General features: G+C 71.7%; 12 protein-coding genes and 1 pseudogene. 10 read left to right on the forward strand and 3 right to left on the reverse strand.

Annotation, left to right across the window (positions count from 1 at the left end; genetic code table 11):
* Nucleotides 1-30 precede the first annotated feature (30 nt).
* The 3 genes from cyc2 to CLM62_RS34875 all read left to right on the forward strand — a co-directional run bounded on the left by cyc2 (nucleotide 31) and on the right by CLM62_RS34875 (nucleotide 4,721).
* Complete coding sequence (gene cyc2, locus CLM62_RS34865) at nucleotides 31-2,187, forward strand: germacradienol/geosmin synthase Cyc2 (RefSeq protein ID WP_095753891.1); 2,157 nt, start codon at nucleotides 31-33, stop codon at nucleotides 2,185-2,187.
* A gap of 395 nt (nucleotides 2,188-2,582) precedes the next feature.
* Complete coding sequence (locus CLM62_RS34870) at nucleotides 2,583-3,710, forward strand: aminopeptidase P family protein (protein WP_095753892.1); 1,128 nt, start codon at nucleotides 2,583-2,585, stop codon at nucleotides 3,708-3,710.
* 48 nt (nucleotides 3,711-3,758) lie between these two features.
* Nucleotides 3,759-4,721, forward strand: coding sequence for an aminoglycoside phosphotransferase family protein (locus tag CLM62_RS34875; protein ID WP_095753893.1), 963 nt, complete (start codon nucleotides 3,759-3,761; stop codon nucleotides 4,719-4,721).
* Between the two features lie 25 nt (nucleotides 4,722-4,746).
* Here the strand turns inward: CLM62_RS34875 and treZ are convergent, their stop codons facing one another.
* The gene (gene treZ, locus CLM62_RS34880; RefSeq protein WP_095753894.1) at nucleotides 4,747-6,492 is read right to left on the reverse strand and encodes a malto-oligosyltrehalose trehalohydrolase; all 1,746 of its coding nucleotides are present in this window, start codon (nucleotides 6,490-6,492) and stop codon (nucleotides 4,747-4,749) included.
* Nucleotides 6,493-6,666: 174 nt separating this feature from the next.
* Here treZ and CLM62_RS34885 point away from each other — a divergent pair, with 174 nt between their 5' ends.
* From CLM62_RS34885 to CLM62_RS34895, 3 genes are all read left to right on the forward strand, one after another.
* Nucleotides 6,667-7,218: a DUF1707 and FHA domain-containing protein gene (locus CLM62_RS34885; protein WP_095753895.1), complete on the forward strand. Its 552-nt coding sequence runs from the start codon at nucleotides 6,667-6,669 to the stop codon at nucleotides 7,216-7,218.
* Nucleotides 7,219-7,376: 158 nt separating this feature from the next.
* On the forward strand, nucleotides 7,377-8,741 hold the full coding sequence (locus CLM62_RS34890) for a M14 family zinc carboxypeptidase (protein WP_095753896.1): 1,365 nt from the start codon (nucleotides 7,377-7,379) through the stop codon (nucleotides 8,739-8,741).
* Nucleotides 8,738-9,214, forward strand: a complete 477-nt coding sequence (locus CLM62_RS34895; RefSeq protein WP_095753897.1) for an SSI family serine proteinase inhibitor — start codon at nucleotides 8,738-8,740, stop codon at nucleotides 9,212-9,214. The genes CLM62_RS34890 and CLM62_RS34895 overlap by 4 nt, the downstream gene beginning before the upstream one ends.
* A gap of 130 nt (nucleotides 9,215-9,344) precedes the next feature.
* Here the strand turns inward: CLM62_RS34895 and CLM62_RS34900 are convergent, their stop codons facing one another.
* The gene (locus CLM62_RS34900) at nucleotides 9,345-10,595 is read right to left on the reverse strand and encodes a M14 family zinc carboxypeptidase (RefSeq protein ID WP_095753898.1); all 1,251 of its coding nucleotides are present in this window, start codon (nucleotides 10,593-10,595) and stop codon (nucleotides 9,345-9,347) included.
* A 442-nt stretch (nucleotides 10,596-11,037) separates the two neighbouring features.
* On the opposite strand from CLM62_RS34900, the gene CLM62_RS34905 reads away from it, so the two are divergent.
* On the forward strand, nucleotides 11,038-11,409 hold the full coding sequence (locus CLM62_RS34905; protein ID WP_095753899.1) for a hypothetical protein: 372 nt from the start codon (nucleotides 11,038-11,040) through the stop codon (nucleotides 11,407-11,409).
* Nucleotides 11,410-11,418: 9 nt separating this feature from the next.
* Nucleotides 11,419-11,532 carry a DUF6192 family protein gene (locus CLM62_RS52180; protein ID WP_306457957.1) on the forward strand — a complete coding sequence of 38 codons (114 nt, stop codon included), beginning with the start codon at nucleotides 11,419-11,421 and terminating at the stop codon, nucleotides 11,530-11,532.
* Between the two features lie 231 nt (nucleotides 11,533-11,763).
* On the opposite strand, the gene CLM62_RS34915 is transcribed toward CLM62_RS52180, so the two are convergent.
* Nucleotides 11,764-12,180 (reverse strand): hypothetical protein, encoded by a 417-nt coding sequence (locus CLM62_RS34915; protein WP_257004253.1) that lies wholly within the window; start codon nucleotides 12,178-12,180, stop codon nucleotides 11,764-11,766.
* 401 nt (nucleotides 12,181-12,581) lie between these two features.
* Here CLM62_RS34915 and CLM62_RS52185 point away from each other — a divergent pair.
* Both CLM62_RS52185 and CLM62_RS34925 read left to right on the forward strand, forming a co-directional pair.
* Nucleotides 12,582-12,811, forward strand: a pseudogene (locus CLM62_RS52185) (transposase); the annotation flags it as partial.
* A gap of 684 nt (nucleotides 12,812-13,495) precedes the next feature.
* Nucleotides 13,496-15,802 (forward strand): ricin-type beta-trefoil lectin domain protein (locus CLM62_RS34925; protein WP_257004254.1); only part of this gene is annotated, 2,307 nt, incomplete at its 3' end.

Raw genomic sequence — 15,802 nt, forward strand, 5'->3', positions numbered from 1 at the left:
CGCCCGAGGACCGTGGGTAGGGCCCCGGCCATGACGCAGCAGCCCTTCGAACTCCCGCACTTCTACATGCCGTATCCCGCGCGGCTGAACCCACATGTCGACGAGGCCCGCGCCCATTCGACCGCGTGGGCGCGCGAGATGGGCATGCTGGAGGGATCCGGGATCTGGGAGCAGTCCGACCTCGACGCCCACGACTACGGCCTGCTCTGTGCCTACACCCACCCCGACTGCGACGGCCCCGCCCTGTCGCTCATCACCGACTGGTACGTGTGGGTCTTCTTCTTCGACGACCACTTCCTCGAGACCTTCAAGCGCACCCAGGACCGCGCCGGCGGCAAGGCCTACTTGGACCGGCTGCCGCTGTTCATGCCGATGGACCTGTCGACCCCGATGCCCGAGCCGGAGAACCCGGTCGAGGCGGGCCTCGCCGACCTGTGGACGCGCACCGTGCCGTCGATGTCCACCGACTGGCGCCGCCGCTTCGCCGTCGCGACCGAGCACCTGCTCAACGAGTCCCTGTGGGAGCTGTCCAACATCAACGAGGGGCGGATCGCCAACCCCGTCGAGTACATCGAGATGCGCCGCAAGGTGGGCGGCGCGCCCTGGTCGTCCGGCCTGGTGGAGTACGCGACGGCCGAAGTGCCCGCGGCCGTCGCCGGGTCGAGGCCGCTGCGGGTGCTGATGGAGACCTTCTCCGACGCCGTCCACCTGCGCAACGACCTGTTCTCCTACCAGCGGGAGGTCGAGGACGAGGGCGAGCTCAGCAACGGCGTGCTCGTCCTGGAGACGTTCTTCGGCTGCACCACCCAGGAGGCCGCCGACACCGTCAACGACGTCCTCACCTCGCGCCTGCACCAGTTCGAGCACACCGCGTTCACCGAAGTGCCCGCGGTCGCCCTGGAGAACGGCCTCACCCCGGACGAGGTCGCCGCCGTCGCCAAGTACACGCAAGGGCTGCAGGACTGGCAGTCCGGCGGCCACGAATGGCACATGCGCTCCAGCCGGTACATGAACGCGCGGGCCGAGTCCACCAAGCCGTGGCAGGGCCTCACCGGACAGGGCACCTCCGCCTCCGACGTCGGCGCGCTGCTCGCGGCGGCCGGCGCCGAGCGCCTGCGCGCCTACACGCACGTGCCGTACCAGAAGGTCGGCCCGTCCCTGCTGCCCGACTTCCACATGCCCTTCGAGGTCGAACTCAGCCCGCACCTGGCCGCCTCCCGCCCCCGCCTCACCGCCTGGGCGCACCGCATGGGCATCCTCCAGGAGGGCGTCTGGGACGAGGACAAGCTGGCCGCGTACGACCTCCCGCTCTGCTCGGCGGGCCTCGACCCGGACGCGACCCCCGAGGCCCTGGACCTCAGCGCGCAGTGGCTCACCTGGGGCACGTACGGCGACGACTACTACCCGCTCGTCTTCGGCCACCGCCGGGACCTCGCCGCCGCGCGCGTGACCACGCGGCGCCTGTCGGACTGCATGCCCGTCGCCGGCGAGGAGGTCCCCGTCCCGGTCAACGGCATGGAGCGCGCGCTGATCGACCTGTGGGCGCGTACGACGGCGAAGATGACCCAAGAGGCGCGGCGCACCCTGAAGGACGCGGTGAACGTGATGACCGAGAGCTGGGTGTGGGAACTGTCCAACCAGCTCCAGAACCGCATCCCCGACCCGGTCGACTACCTGGAGATGCGGCGCGCGACCTTCGGTTCCGACCTCACCCTGAGCCTGTGCCGCATGGGCCACGGCCCCGCCGTCCCACCGGAGGTGTACCGCAGCGGACCCGTCCGCTCGCTGGAGAACGCCGCCGTGGACTACGCCTGCCTGCTCAACGACGTCTTCTCGTACCAGAAGGAGATCGAGTACGAGGGCGAGATCCACAACGCGATCCTCGTCGTGCAGAACTTCTTCGGCATCGACTACCCGACCGCGCTCGGCGTCGTGGCCGACCTGATGAACCAGCGGATGCAGCAGTTCGAACACGTCGCCGCGCACGAACTGCCCGTCGTGTACGACGACTTCGGGCTGAGTGACGAGGCACGCGAGATCATGGGCAACTATGTCGTCGACCTACAGAACTGGATGGCGGGCATCCTGCACTGGCACCGCACGGTCGACCGCTACAAGGCCGACTACCTCGCCCGCCGCGCCCACGGCTTCCTCCCGGACCGGCCTCCGGCACTGCCGGTCGGCTGAGGCCCCGCACCGGCGGCAGCCGCCATCGACAACGGGACTTCCCGCTCACCCGCGGTCGCCAGCCGGAACTGTCCGGCGACGGCTCGCGCCCGCACTCACTCGTTCGTGGGTCGTTCAGGCGGGGCAGGGAGTGCCGGGGGCGCAGGGCGACCAGTCCGCCTCGGCACACCCCCGCCCTTCCGCGACCCCGTCTCCGGCGCCCGCCGGCGCGACGCTCGGCCCGGAGGTGCAGCTGACGGTCGTTCCGGGCGTGGTCACCTGACCGTCCGGACGTGCTGGTGAGCCCGTCGGATACCGAAATCGGATCCCGAAAGACACGACAACCGGCTCGCGCGGCCCCCGCCGTCCGGGCAGGATGCTGCCCGTAGTCCCCTCACCCTCCCAGGGAGGCCCGGATGACCGGCAGCACGCGCGCGCCCTTCACCGCCGACGACTACCGGGCCCGTATGGAGCGCGCCGCGCGGGCGGCCGCCGACGTGGGGCTCGCCGGGCTCCTGGTGGCACCGGGACCGGACCTGGTGTGGCTGACCGGCTACTCGCCCACCGCGACCACCGAACGGCTCACCCTGCTCGTCCTCGCACCCGGACAGGAGCCCGTCCTCGTCGTCCCCACCCTGGAGGCCCCGGACGCCGCGCAGGCGGCCGGCGCGCCCGCGCTGACCCTGCGTGACTGGACCGACGGCAAGGACCCCTACGCCGCCACTGCCGCCCTTCTCGACGGCACTGGCCGCTTCGGCATCAGCGACAACGCCTGGGCCATGCACCTGCTGGGACTGCAGAAGGCCCTGCCCGGCACCTCCTACGCCTCCCTCACCGAGGCCCTGCCGATGCTCCGGGCCGTCAAGGACGCGGCGGAGCTCGAGCTGCTGGCGGCCGCGGGAGCGGCCGCGGACGCGACGTTCGAGGAGATCCGGAAGGTTCCCTTCGCCGGCCGCAGGGAGTCCGAGGTCGCCGCGGACCTGGCGCGATCGCTGCGCCGGCACGGACACTCCCAGGTCGACTTCACGATCGTCGCCTCCGGCCCGAACGGCGCCAACCCGCACCACGAGGCCGGCGACCGCGTGATCGAGCGCGGTGACATGGTGGTCCTGGACTTCGGCGGCCTCAAGGACGGCTACGGCTCCGACACCTCCCGTACGGTCCACGTCGGCGAGCCCACGCACGAGGAGCGCCGGGTGCACGATCTCGTGCGCGAGGCCCAGGAGGCGGGCTTCAGGGCGGTACGGCCCGGCGCCGCCTGCCAGGACGTCGACCGGGCCGCCCGCGCGGTCATCGCCGACGCCGGGTACGGCGAGTACTTCATCCACCGCACCGGTCACGGCATCGGCGTCACCACCCACGAGCCGCCGTACATGATCGAGGGCGAGCAGCAGCCCCTCGTGCCCGGAATGTGCTTCTCCGTGGAGCCCGGCGTCTATCTGCCCGGCCGTTTCGGGGTACGCATCGAGGACATCGTCACCGTCACCGAAGACGGTGGCCGCCGCCTCAACGACACGAGCCGCGACATGGTCATAGTGGACTGACGCACACCAGGAGTCCTCCACACGATCTCGAACGACAACGGCGCGATCATGACCCAGGCACCGACACCCACCGCGGACACCGTCCGCCGACTGGTCCGTTCCCTCCTCAAGGAGGGCGCGGCCGGTGCGGACGGCGGCGCCGGACCCGAGGTCCGGCCCGTCGCCGAGGGCGGCGAGCACTCCACGTGGTGGGTCGGCACCCGCCATGTGCTGCGCCTCGCCCCCGACCGCGAGACCTCCGTCCGCCGGCGCCGAGAGCTGCGTCTGCGCGACCTCGTACGCCCGCACCTGCCGGTCGCCGTGCCCACCAGCGTGGCGCACGGCGAGTGGGCGCCCGGGCTGGTGTACACGCTGGACACCACGGTGCCCGGCGGCTCGGGGGAGGAGCACGACGTGTCCGCCGTCGGCGAGGCCGACCTGGCCGGCCTGCTCACGGGGCTGCGCGAGGTGCCCGTCCGGCAGGCCGAGGCGCTCGGGGTGCCGCGCGCTGCCCCGCGCTCTCTCGAACGGCTGCGCCGGGAGGCCGTACGCGCCGCCGGACGCCTCGCCGCGGCCGACGAGTTCGACCGGGGCCGCCTCCATCAGTTCCCGATGCCGGCCGCGGTCCAGCTCTCCGCCCAGCCCGCCACTGCGGTCCTCGTCCACCACGGCCTCACGGGCGCACACCTCGTGGTCAGCGCCGACGGCCGGGTACGCGGCGTCCTGGACTGGAGCGAGGCGGTCATCGGTGACCCCGCCGAGGACATCGCCGGCCTCGCGCTCGCCGTCGGATCCCCGGCCGCCGTCCGCGCCGCCACCCTCGCCGGTTACGCCGCCCGCCCCTGCCTGCGCGGCCTCTGGCTCGCCCGCTGCGACGCCGTCATCCACCTCGCCGCCCGCCTGGACGGCCGCGACACCACCCCGCTGCCCCTCCTCAGAACGCGACTGCGACGCGCCTGGGAGGCGATCCTGCTGGAGCGGGTGACGGAGCTGCGGGACGACGACCCGGACGCCGCCGACGACGTCCTGTGAGGGATGGCTCGGCAGAGACGGCGTGTCACTCCTGCAGCAGCACCACGCACGACTCCCCGGGCACGTGCAGCACCCCGCCCGCGCCCGGTGCCTCGACGGGCTCCCACGCGGCGAGCACGCGCGCGGGGCGGGTGCCCAGGGGGATGGCCGCCGGTTCCTTGGCGAGGTTCACAGCGACCCGGACGTCTCCGCGCCGGAAGGCGAGCCAGCGTTCCCGCTCGTCGTAGGCCACCTTGGTGTCGGCGAGGTCGGGATCGGTGAGGTCCGGCTGTTCGTGGCGCAGGGCGACGAGCCGGCGGTACCAGGCCAGCACGCGCGCGTGCGGCTCGTTTTCGGGCTCGGTCCAGTCGAGGCAGGAGCGGTCACGGGTCGCCGGGTCCTGCGGGTCGGGGACGTCCTCCTCCGCCCAGCCGTGCGCGGCGAACTCGCGGCGCCTGCCCCGCCGTACCGCCTCCGCGAGCTCGGGATCGGTGTGGTCGGTGAAGAACTGCCACGGCGTGCCCGCCGCCCACTCCTCGCCCATGAACAGCATCGGCGTGAAGGGAGCCGTCAGGGTCAGCGTGGCCGCGCAGGCCAGCAGCCCCGGGGACACCAGGGCCGACAGACGGTCCCCCTGGGCGCGGTTGCCCACCTGGTCGTGGGTCTGGCTGTAGCCGAGCAGCCGGTGCGCCGCCACCCGCGCGCGGTCCAGGGGGCGCCCGTGGTGCCGGCCCCGGAAGCTGGAGTACGTGCCGTCGTGGAAGTAGCCGCCGGTGAGGGTCTTGGCGAGCGCGGCGAAGGGGGCGCGCGCGAAGTCCGCGTAGTAGCCCTTCGATTCGCCGGTCAGCGCGGTGTGCAGGGCATGGTGGAAGTCGTCGTTCCACTGCGCGTGCAGACCGAGGCCGCCCTCCGCGCGCGGGGTGACGAGGCGCGGGTCGTTCAGGTCCGACTCGGCGATCAGGAACAGCGGCCGGCCCAGATCGGCGGCCAGGGCGTCCACGGCCGTCGACAGCTCCTCCAGGAAGGTGTACGCGCGCGTGTCCGCCAGCGCGTGCACCGCGTCCAGGCGCAGCCCGTCGATCCGGTAGTCCCGCAACCACGCCAGCGCGCTGCCCAGCAGGAACGCGCGGACCTCGTCCGAACCGGGCGCGTCCAGGTTCACGGCGGAACCCCAGGGGGTGTGGTGCGTGTCCGTGAAGTACGGGCCGAACTGAGGGAGGTAGTTGCCGGAGGGGCCCAGGTGGTTGTGCACCACGTCCAGGACCACGCCCAGGCCTAGCTCATGGGCCCGGTCGACGAAGCGTTTCAGCGCCTCGGGCCCGCCGTACGGCTCGTGCACCGCCCACAGCGAGACCCCCTCGTAGCCCCAGCCGTGCCGCCCGGGGAAGGGGCACAGCGGCATCAACTGGACATGCGTGACACCCAGTTCGACAAGGTGCCCGAGCCGCTCGGCGGCCGCGTCCAAAGTGCCCTCGCGCGTGTACGTGCCCACATGGAGCTCGTACAGCACCGCACCCGGCAGTGGACGCCCCGCCCACTCGGTGCGCCACGCGTACCGGTCGTGCTCGACGACCGCGCTGAGCCCGTCCGGGCCGTCCGGCTGCCGGCGCGAGCGCGGGTCCGGGAGCACGGGCCCGTCGTCCAGCGCGAAGCCGTACCGCGTGCCGTCCCGCGCCTCGGCCTCTGTCCACCACCATCCCGCGCGTTCCGGATCGCGCTCCAACGCGCGCGTGGCGCCGTCGCACTGGAGCGTGACGCGATCGGCCTGCGGTGCCCACACCTCGAACTGCACGGACGGTTCCCCTTCATCTGCTCACCGTGATGTAGCCCGTCCATGGTGCTTCAAACGCGATCAATGCGCTTGAAGAATCCGCCCCATTGCGGCAGGTGTCGTCCGGTACGCGCGCGGGGCGGCCGTTTCCGCGTTTTCTGGACACCCGGCGTTCACTGCCCGACAATCACGAGCGTGACGTCGTCCTTCGAGTTCAACACGTACCCCGCGCGGCTGTCCGACGCGGAGCGCGACAAGGCGCTGAAGGTGCTCCGTGACGGCGTCGCCATGGGCCGCCTGTCGCACGACACGTTCGTCCGGCGCATGGAGCTGGCGCTCACCGCCCGCCGCCTGGACGAGCTCGCCGCGCTCACCGCCGACCTGCCCAAGGAGAGCCGCGTCTCGCGCCTGGTGTTCGGCACCGTAGAGGCCGTCTCCGGCTTCACCGTACGGCTGCGCAGGGCCTGGCAGGCCGAGCGGCTCCCCAAGCTGCTCCTGCCGCACCCCGCGGGCGGCCACACCCTGCACATAGGCCGCGACCCCGCCAACGGGCTCAGGCTGACCCACGAGACGGTGTCCCGGGTGCACGCCGAGCTCAGCCGCCAGGGCGGCATGTGGGTGCTGCGGGACCTCGGCTCGACCAACGGCACGACGGTGAACGGGCGACGGGTCATCGGCGCGGCGATCGTCCGCGAGGGCGACCAGGTCGGGTTCGGCCGGATGGCGTTCCGGCTCTCGGCGAACTGAGCCGGCGCTTGGTTCTGGCCCGGGCTTCAACCGCTGGTATCCGCGCTTCACCCGCTGGTATGGGCCAATCCCCTTTGCTCTTCGTGGTGTTGACGAAGCCGTCAAGTCGTGACTGACTGTGCGTACACCATGCACATCAGGTGAACCGACGGCACCACATGTGGAGGTGTGCCCTGCCGCCACTCCTCCGCTACCCGACCGTCGACGAGCTCGGCGCCCGGGCGGCCGCGCTCGTCGCGCGCCACCCCAGGGACGCCCGGCTGCGCCGGGTGGGCACCTCCCGCGCGGGCACGCCCCTGTGGCTGCTCTCCGTCGGCCACGGCAGCCACCAGGCCCTCGTCGTCGCAGGTCCGCACGCCAACGAGCCCGTGGGCGGCGCCACCGTCCTGCGGCTGGCCGAGCGGGCGCTCGCCGACCCCACGCTCACCTCCGGTGCCGACGCCACCTGGAACCTGCTGCTGTGCCTCGACCCCGACGGCCTGCGCCGCAACGAGCGCTGGCTGCGCGGCCCGTACACGCTCGGCCACTACTTCCGGAACTTCTTTCGGCCCGGCTTCCTGGAGCAGCCCGAGTGGCTGCCTGACGGCGCGGCCGGCGCCGTACTGCCGGAGACCCGCGCCCTGCTCGAACTCCAGGACGAACTGCGGCCCTTCTTCCAGTGCTCCCTGCACGGCGTCGACGTCGGCGGCGGCTTCGTCGAGCTCACCCGTGATCTGCCCGGCCTCGCCCACCGTGTCGCGCACACCGCGGCCCGGCTCGGCATACCGCGCGAACTCGGCCCGTACGACACCCTGTACTGGCCGAGCCTCGGGCCCGCCGTCTACCGAATACCGCCCCCGCGCCCGAGCGGCCTGGCCGCCGCCATCACCGAGGCCGCCGTCGAGTCGACGTGGTTCCACCCCCACCGGCACGGCACGGTGACCGCCGTCATAGAGGCGCCCATGTGGGGCGTCGCCGCGGTGGAGGACGGCGGCCCGCCCGCCGACGCCGCCGCGGTACTGCGCACCGTCAGCCACACCCTGCGCCACGACTCCCGGCTCCTGGAGCGCCTCCTCGCCCGGATCCGGCCCCATGTCTCGGCCACGCCGGACGCGGAGCGGCTGCTCGCCCCGGTCGAGGACTATTTACTGGTCTGCCCCGGCCTCGCCGACGCGTGGGACCCCGACATCGCCTCCGGCCCGCGCCCGCTTCCGCCCCTGAACACCGCCCACCTGACCGCTCTGCGCATAGCCGGGCGGCGGCTGGCTCTGCGTACGGCGGGACTGCTGCACCAGCTCGTGACCCGCGCCGGCACCGACCCGGCCGGTGTCCTGCCGGAACTGGACCGGCTGGTCGACGAGTGGTGTGCCGACTACCACGACGGCTGCCAGGCGCGCTGGATCCCGGTGGCGCGCCAGGTGGAGTACCAGTCACGGGTGGTCCTCGCCGCGTTCGGACTCGCCGGACGGTACGGGCCCGCGTGCTCCCGTTCGGGTGAGTCGGGGTGGGGTTCCCAGGCGGCTGTGCCGATGCATCGGGAATGACGTACACGACCTACACCACCGCAGCGACAGCGGTACGAGGCGGTCTGCTCGCCGCTGCCGCCGCCCTCCTCCTCGCCACCGCGGCCCCGGCGTGGGCGACGCCTCAAGGGCCCGTCGGGGGCAACTGGCTCTTCGTCACCGTCACCCGGGGCGAATCCCGCTCCGGCGACGCGCCCGGCACCCTGCTGTTGTGCGACCCGCCCCAGGGCCACGGACGCGCCGCCGAGGCATGCGCGCAACTCCAGGAGGCCCACGGCGACCTCCACGCCATCACGACGAAGGGCACCTACTGCCCGATGATCTACGCCCCGGTGACCGCCCACGCGCGCGGGCGGTGGAACGGACGGCCGGTCGACTACACGGAGACCTTCTCGAACGCGTGTGTGATGGAGGCACGGACCGGGGCGGTCTTCGCGCTGGACGGCTCTCACACAGCCCGCAAGGGCGGTGTCGCACGCGCGCGTGGGGCGTGAGCTCCGGGCGGCCGCTCACGCGCGCGTGGCGCTGGGCTTCGTACGACTGAATCCGTACGGCCGCTCATGCGCGCGGCAGCAGCTTTCGTATGGCCGCTCATGCGGGCGGCAGCAGCTTTCGTACGGCCGCTCATGTCGCCCGGTCGCGCGCGTGCAGCGCCGCCGCGACCACCGTGCGCGACTGATGCTCGACCTGGTGCTCCAGGGGCACCCAGCGGGCCCGGAAACGTTCCGCGAAGGCGTGGCTCCAGGCCGCCACGAGCCGTTCGAGACGCGGCGCCGCAGGGTCGTCGGTCTGCCGAAGGGCCCGCATCAGCATCGCCGCCGCCCGCAGCGGCAGCCGGCGTCCGAACGCGTCCACGCTGCCGACGTACGCCCTCGAGCCGTTGACGGGCGCGGTGTGCGTCCAGTCCGCGGCCAGTCCCGGTACCAGCTCCAGCCCCCATCGCGCGGCCCGCAGCAGGGGCCCGTCGGTGCCGTCGAGACGGGGCAGCGCGTCGGCGAGGACCCGCTCGACCTCCCGTGTGTCCCGCAGCAGCCGGTCCGCCAGCTGTCGCATCGCCGCGGCCGGGGCCGGGTGCGGCGCCGGATCGTCCACCAGGTCGCTCGCCCACATCGGCACCTCCACGACCGCGGTCAGGCCGCCGTACCGGTGGACGTGGTGCCAGGTGCTGCGCCGCGCGTCGTCCGGCATGCTCGGGTACGCCGCCCCCGCCCCCGGCGCGGGCATCACATGTACGCCGGGCCCGGAGGCGGGCCAGCCTGCGGCGTCCGAGGCGCCCGTCTCCACCGGTATGTTCAGCTCCGCCGCGGACTTGGCGAACGGCTCGGCGAGGCCCGGGACGTCCCTCGTCAGCTGCACCCAGCTGCCGCCCACATCGGTCCCGTGCAGGGTCACCTGGAGGTAGGGGCGCAGCTCGTCGATGATCCCGGTCAGGGCGCGCGTCTCGGGCGGGAGCCGGTCGGGCGGCAGCTCGGACGGCGACCACTCCGGCTGCTCCGGTCCCGGCGGCCGGTAGAACCCCAGGTGGTAGTCGAACAGGCTGCGCGGTGCCGGGGTGACATGCAGGCTCGCCCCGTCCGGATCCGCGCACAGCAGGAAGTGCCAGGAATTTCCGTCCCTCAACTCCCGGTCCTGTAACGCCCGTTCGGCGACCGAGAGGAGGGTGGCGCCGCCGGTCGGCTCGTTGGCGTGGGCCCCCGCGACGACCAGCACGGCGCGGCGGGCACGGCCCACGGACAGCAGGTGGAGCGGCCTGCCCGCCCGGGAGACGCCGATCTGTCTCAGAGTGCACTCGCCGGGCCGTTGAGCGGCCAACGCCCTCGCGGACACGACGAGTTCGGTCACGGTGGGGTAGCGCAGCTCCGGCAGGAGACTCACCCCCGTCACTTCCTCCCGGCTTCGCACTCCGCAGTACCCCACGCTCTCGTTGACGTGTCAAGGAGACGGTGGGGGAGGCTCCAGGGGGCGCCCAGATGCATTCGCCGACTGATGGCAGGGTGGCGGATGCCGGTGAGGTTGCGGACGCCGTATTCCGCGCTGATCCCGTCGCCGCTGAGCATCAGGACGAGGGCCGGACGGCCGACGCGAGGAGCATGCTGCGGTTCGTCACCACGCGCCGGGCGTCCGACCCGAGCCCGGGGAGTGCGCGCGGGCCCGAGCCGGGCGCCAGGACGAGTCCGCGGCGCGCGGTGAAGCGGTCCGCGCCCCTGAGGTCACTTCGCGGTGGCTTGCCTCGGGTGGGCCGCTGGAGCCGATCGCCGGGGAGTTCGCCGGTGGTGCGTACTTCCTGTGTGCCGAGGAGGACGGCCGCCGACCAGTAGTGTTCGCGAGTTCGGAAGGGGAGGGAGGCCTGATCGCCGATGACCTGGCGGACGCACTGGAGATCGTCACCGGGCTGGCATGGCAGGACTGCCTCGGGTTCTCCGGCGAAGGCGACGTGGAGGTCATGCAGGCCTCTGCCCAGCACCTCGAACGGTCCCTGGCCCGGGGCAATCCGGAGATCGCCAAGGAACGTGCCCACGTGGCCGCGGCCCTGTCGCTTCGTGTCGTGCCCGTCACCGGCCTCGTCATTCGACTGCGGGAAGCCGCCTCAAGGACCGAGCCTGCCTACGTACTGACCACCGAGGACCGGCAGACGTATGGCCCACTGTTCGGCGAGCACTCGGAGCCGCGCCACGGGGGCCGGCGCTGACAGGCGGTCCTGGCACAGAACGTCGCCCGCTGCCGGGCCACGAGGGACTGGATCGAGACCGCCGCCGAGACCGGCGAGGTCGACATGGACGAGGAACTCGCCCGCCCGTTGCGGGGAGAGTAACCGTGGCCAAGCGCTCCCCGACCGCGGAACGCCACGCCGACCTGATCCGCACCGCCCTGTTCGAGGTCGCGCCGCCGGCATCACGCTCGCGCGGCCAACGGGCTCCTGCGAGCTCAGCCGCCGGCAGACCAGACGGGGCCTGGCCACGCTGCGCGACCTACGCGCCGAACGCGGCTGGCTGCCCGTCGTTCGGACGCGCGTCGACGCTCACGGCACTCGCCGGCGACCGGGCTAGGCGCAGCCCGGCGGTTCCTCCTCGGTCGGTACGAATTGCATCGTGGGCATCCCGACGGCGTCGAAGTTGGCAGCGTCCGGGCCGATCAGAGTCATGTAGCCGGCGAGCTTCTGGCTGTACCGCGAGGGCGGCTCCCCCTTGACCTGCTCGACACCGGGGAACACGGAGTCCAGAACCCACCAACGGCCGCCGAACTTCACCCACTTGATCCCGCAGTGCGTATAGATGTCGTACGGATACGGCTGGTGCTGCTTGGGCTCCGCCGGCCCTTCTTGCCACTTGTCCTTCGCGACGGTGCGGGCGGGCAGGGTGGGGCCGGTGTACCCCTCGTCATCCGGGTTGTCGGACGAGGACGGGCAGCCGGAGAGCAACAGCCCGGCACTCAGGAGCAGGACAGTGGCTTGGCGCGACATCTTCATGTACCTCAGACGCTGCGGGTACGTGTTCCGTTCGACCCCTGCGGGCCTTTACGGCTACGGCGGCCCAACGTGGAGAGCCCCGCGCGCCGATGCGCATCCTCGGGTGGCGTTCCGCCGCGTGGTGAAGCCATCCGGACTGCCGGACTCCGAGCGCCCGCACGAGCCCACCACCCCGGGGTACGACACGATCTGCGCGAGGGCCTGGGACGCTCACCAGTGATTGGCAGATCTGTTCCACCGGCACGGTCACCTCACCTGGGGTTTTCCTTCGCGGGGGTGGAACAGATCTGCCAATCACCCTCGATCCCGGTCGTCGGCCTCGTGCTCGCCATCCGGAGTTCGCCAGTACAGGTCGCTACAGCCTTTCAGGGCTCCCGCGGGATGCGTTCGCGGAAGTGTCATGCTTCCGGGTGGAGTTGTGCGCGTGTCTGACTGCTCGGGGCGACGCGTTGTTCGAGTTGTGCGACGCGTTGTTGTGCGCGGACGGGCCAGTGGCGGACGCTGGTCGACCTGGGGCTCGCGCCGGGAACACCGCCGCGGGCACGAGGCCCTCTACGGCGGCCTCAACCAGGGCCGGATCGACGTGGCCCGGCTGCGTCGCGCGCTGGCTGGGCTGCCGGTGCCCAATGAGGAGACCTGGTCATCCACTCCACAGGCGTCTCCAGCTTCAATGCCAGAACCTGAACGCACCGATCCTTGCTCGCCGGTCGGACTGACATCGGCATCTCAACTGACGCCTACACGCAGGCGGCTTCCGGTCAATTCGTAGGCTTAAAACCGCCCCCCGCGTGCACACCTTCTTCACATGCCTCACACAGGTAACTCCTCGTATGACCACGACATTTGCGCGTGCCATGCCGTGAGGGGCCGTGCAAATGACCTTCCGTTCCGCGTCTGGGTGGCGAGGTCGGCCGTTGTCGTGCCCTGCTGACCGGTGAGTAAGGTGAACACCGCACGTCCACGTGAGGGGCCAAGACCCGGCCCTGCCGTGACGCGCGCGCATCATTAGACGGCCGGGGGGACAGTGCCGTCACGGGGGAGGGATTGGTTCGTCATGCCGCGATACCGGCTCATTGTGAACGCCCTCTTTGTCGCTGATGCCTGCTGCCCCCGCTCCCGCGCCGGAACAGCGGGCTGACCCGCGCGCATCGCCACCGTTCTCTTCGGGCGGTCACCCCGCCTGCCCTCGCTCGCTACGAAGGATGCCCCTTTGCGCCTCAGACCAGGGTTGTTACGACCCAGCTCACGAATATCCGCAACGTTCACCTCCGCTGTCACGTCCGTCGCCGCGTTGGCCGTCCTCGGTGGCGTGGCCGTCCAGCCCGGCCAGCTCGGCCGGGACGCCGCACAGCGCACGGCCGCGGCGAGCGACTCGTACGACGGTTACGACACCAAAGCGGCCGAGCAGTTGCGCGACGATCAGTGTGTGGCCGCCGATGCCCTGCGCACGGGCGGGCCCAACCTGTTCGCCCTCGCACAGAACGCCATCGGGCTGCCGCCCGATCAGCTCCACCAGAAGGTCAACCGGGACCTCTACGACACCACCACCCCGCTGCACGTGGCCTACAGCGCGGACAGCGCCAGCAGCGACCAGTGGGTCAAGAAGGTCAATGACCAGGAGCATGCGTTCTCCGCCGCCGTCAGCGGCTTGAGCTTCTACCCTGACGCCCCGCAGGGAGAGGACAAGATCTACGACCAGACCGGGCTGCTTCCGTGGCTGTGGCAGTCGTACAACAAGTCGATCGACTTGTTCTCCCCGTTCTACGATCCGTCGCCCACCGCCGACGACAAGACGAAGGCCGCCGCGCTCGCGATCGGCGACCCGCAGTACAGCACTGGGGGGACACCGCAGGAGCAGCAGGCGTGGAAGCTGTGGAAGAAGAACTCCGGGAAGATCGAACCCAACGAGTTGTTCGTTCCCCGGGTGTTCGCCGATGACGCCCGCATCTTCCTGGCTTCCGGTGGCTTCCCTCGCACCGCTCCGGCCCCGGGCACCGGGGAGTTCCGCATCGCGGTCGAGGACTTGAAGGCCCGCTTCGCGTCGTGTGCGTGGCACGACCCGATCGACCCGAACCGGGTACTGGGCAAGGCGGTGGCGCAGGCGTCGGCCGAGTGGCAGCAGGAGATCGCCGCGCAGGCCACGCAGCGGCAGCAGATCCTCGCTGCCAACGTCACCGCCACGAAGGCGTTGCGGGACGGCACGTTCATGCTGGGTCAGGTCCTTGGTCAGTCGTGGCTGGCGGACTACGCCACCCGCTGGCAGGACTACTACTCGGCCGGCGGGTTGGGCTGGATCGGCGACAGCTATGTGACGATCGAGGTGCCGGGCGCGAAGGGCAACTGCCTGGACGTTGCGGGCGGTGGCAAGACCAACGGCACGCCGGTGCAGATCTACACCTGCAACGGCGGCGCGTCCCAGCAGTGGACGCTCGAGGGCAGCGAGGACGACCTCCACCTCCGCGGTGTCGGCTCGCAGAAGTGCCTGGACGTGGCGGGGAACGCGTCGGCGAACGGCACGAAGATCCAGATCTCGGACTGCTACAAGTCCAAGGGGCAGTCGTGGAAGGGTGACGTCCGTGCCACCGCGCCCCTGAAGAGCGTCAGCACGGGTAAGTGCCTGGACCTGAGCGCGTTCACCAAGAGCACGGACGCGCGGCTGTGGGACTGCAAGGACGCCGGTTCGCAGAAGTTCCTGATCAAGCCGTCCGGTCACCAGGGCACGGACAGCCCCTTGTATCCGGACAAGGCGGAGTTCGACAAGGCGAAGAAGGTCGTCACCGACGCCCAGGCGGCGGCGAAGAAGCATCTGGCCGCGCTCAAGACCCAGCTGGAGAACGCCAAGAAGGCGGCCCCCGCGTCCGATGCGGCCGAGCAGGCGGCCTACGGCATCGCGGATGCCGCTGGTGCGCCGCGGGGTCGTGGGCTTCTGGTCGGTCAGCAGAAGGCGCAGGTCACCAAGGGTGCGGTGGCGGCGCTGACGGCGATGGTGAAGGCCGCTGAGACCGCCGAGGCCGCAACCCGCGCCTCCGCGGGAGACAGCCAGACCATCGCGCAGCGCGCGCTCGCGCAGGCCGCGCAGGTCAACGCCGAGTTCCGTAAGGAGGCCGCGCACGCGGCCGAGTTGCAGGCGAAGGCCGCGGCGGACGCGGCCAAGCTGCACCGGGACAACGCCAAGAAGGACAAGGAGACTGCGGAGGCGAAGCTGGCCGTCGCGCTGAAGGCGGAAGCGGACGCGAAGGCGGCAGCCGCCGACGCGCGCGCCGAGCGGCTCGCGGCCGAGGCCGAGGAGAAGACGGCCAAGGCGGAGAAGGACACCGCCGCCGCCAAGCAGGCCGAGGCGAATCAGCACAAGCAGACCGCGCAGGCCGAGGCGGCGAACGCGAAGGACGCCAAGGAGAAGGCCGAAGCCGCCGAGGCGACCGCGGTCGCGCGGAAGAACGACGCGGTCAAGAGCCGCGACAAGGCCCGAGATCTGCGGGACGACGCCTGGGACGCCGCGCAGAAGGCGGACGCGGCACGGGCCAAGGCGGACGCGAAGGAGGCGTTCGCCCAGGCGCACGAGTCCGACAGCAACGCCCAGGAGTCCAGGGCCGCAGCGGACGCGGCGTCCGCGCAC

This window comes from Streptomyces sp. SA15 (genome assembly GCF_002291145.1).
Classification (GTDB): domain Bacteria; phylum Actinomycetota; class Actinomycetes; order Streptomycetales; family Streptomycetaceae; genus Streptomyces.

Bases quoted from the DNA above. Each gene is read 5' to 3' on its own strand.
- CLM62_RS34895 (WP_095753897.1), top strand. From the start codon at position 8,738: ATGACGTACACGACCTACACCACCGCAGCGACAGCGGTACGAGGCGGT.
- CLM62_RS34870 (WP_095753892.1), top strand. From the start codon at position 2,583: ATGACCGGCAGCACGCGCGCGCCCTTCACCGCCGACGACTACCGGGCC.
- CLM62_RS34875 (WP_095753893.1), top strand. From the start codon at position 3,759: ATGACCCAGGCACCGACACCCACCGCGGACACCGTCCGCCGACTGGTC.
- CLM62_RS34890 (WP_095753896.1), top strand. From the start codon at position 7,377: ATGTGGAGGTGTGCCCTGCCGCCACTCCTCCGCTACCCGACCGTCGAC.
- cyc2 (WP_095753891.1), top strand. From the start codon at position 31: ATGACGCAGCAGCCCTTCGAACTCCCGCACTTCTACATGCCGTATCCC.
- CLM62_RS34915 (WP_257004253.1), bottom strand. From the start codon at position 12,180: ATGTCGCGCCAAGCCACTGTCCTGCTCCTGAGTGCCGGGCTGTTGCTC.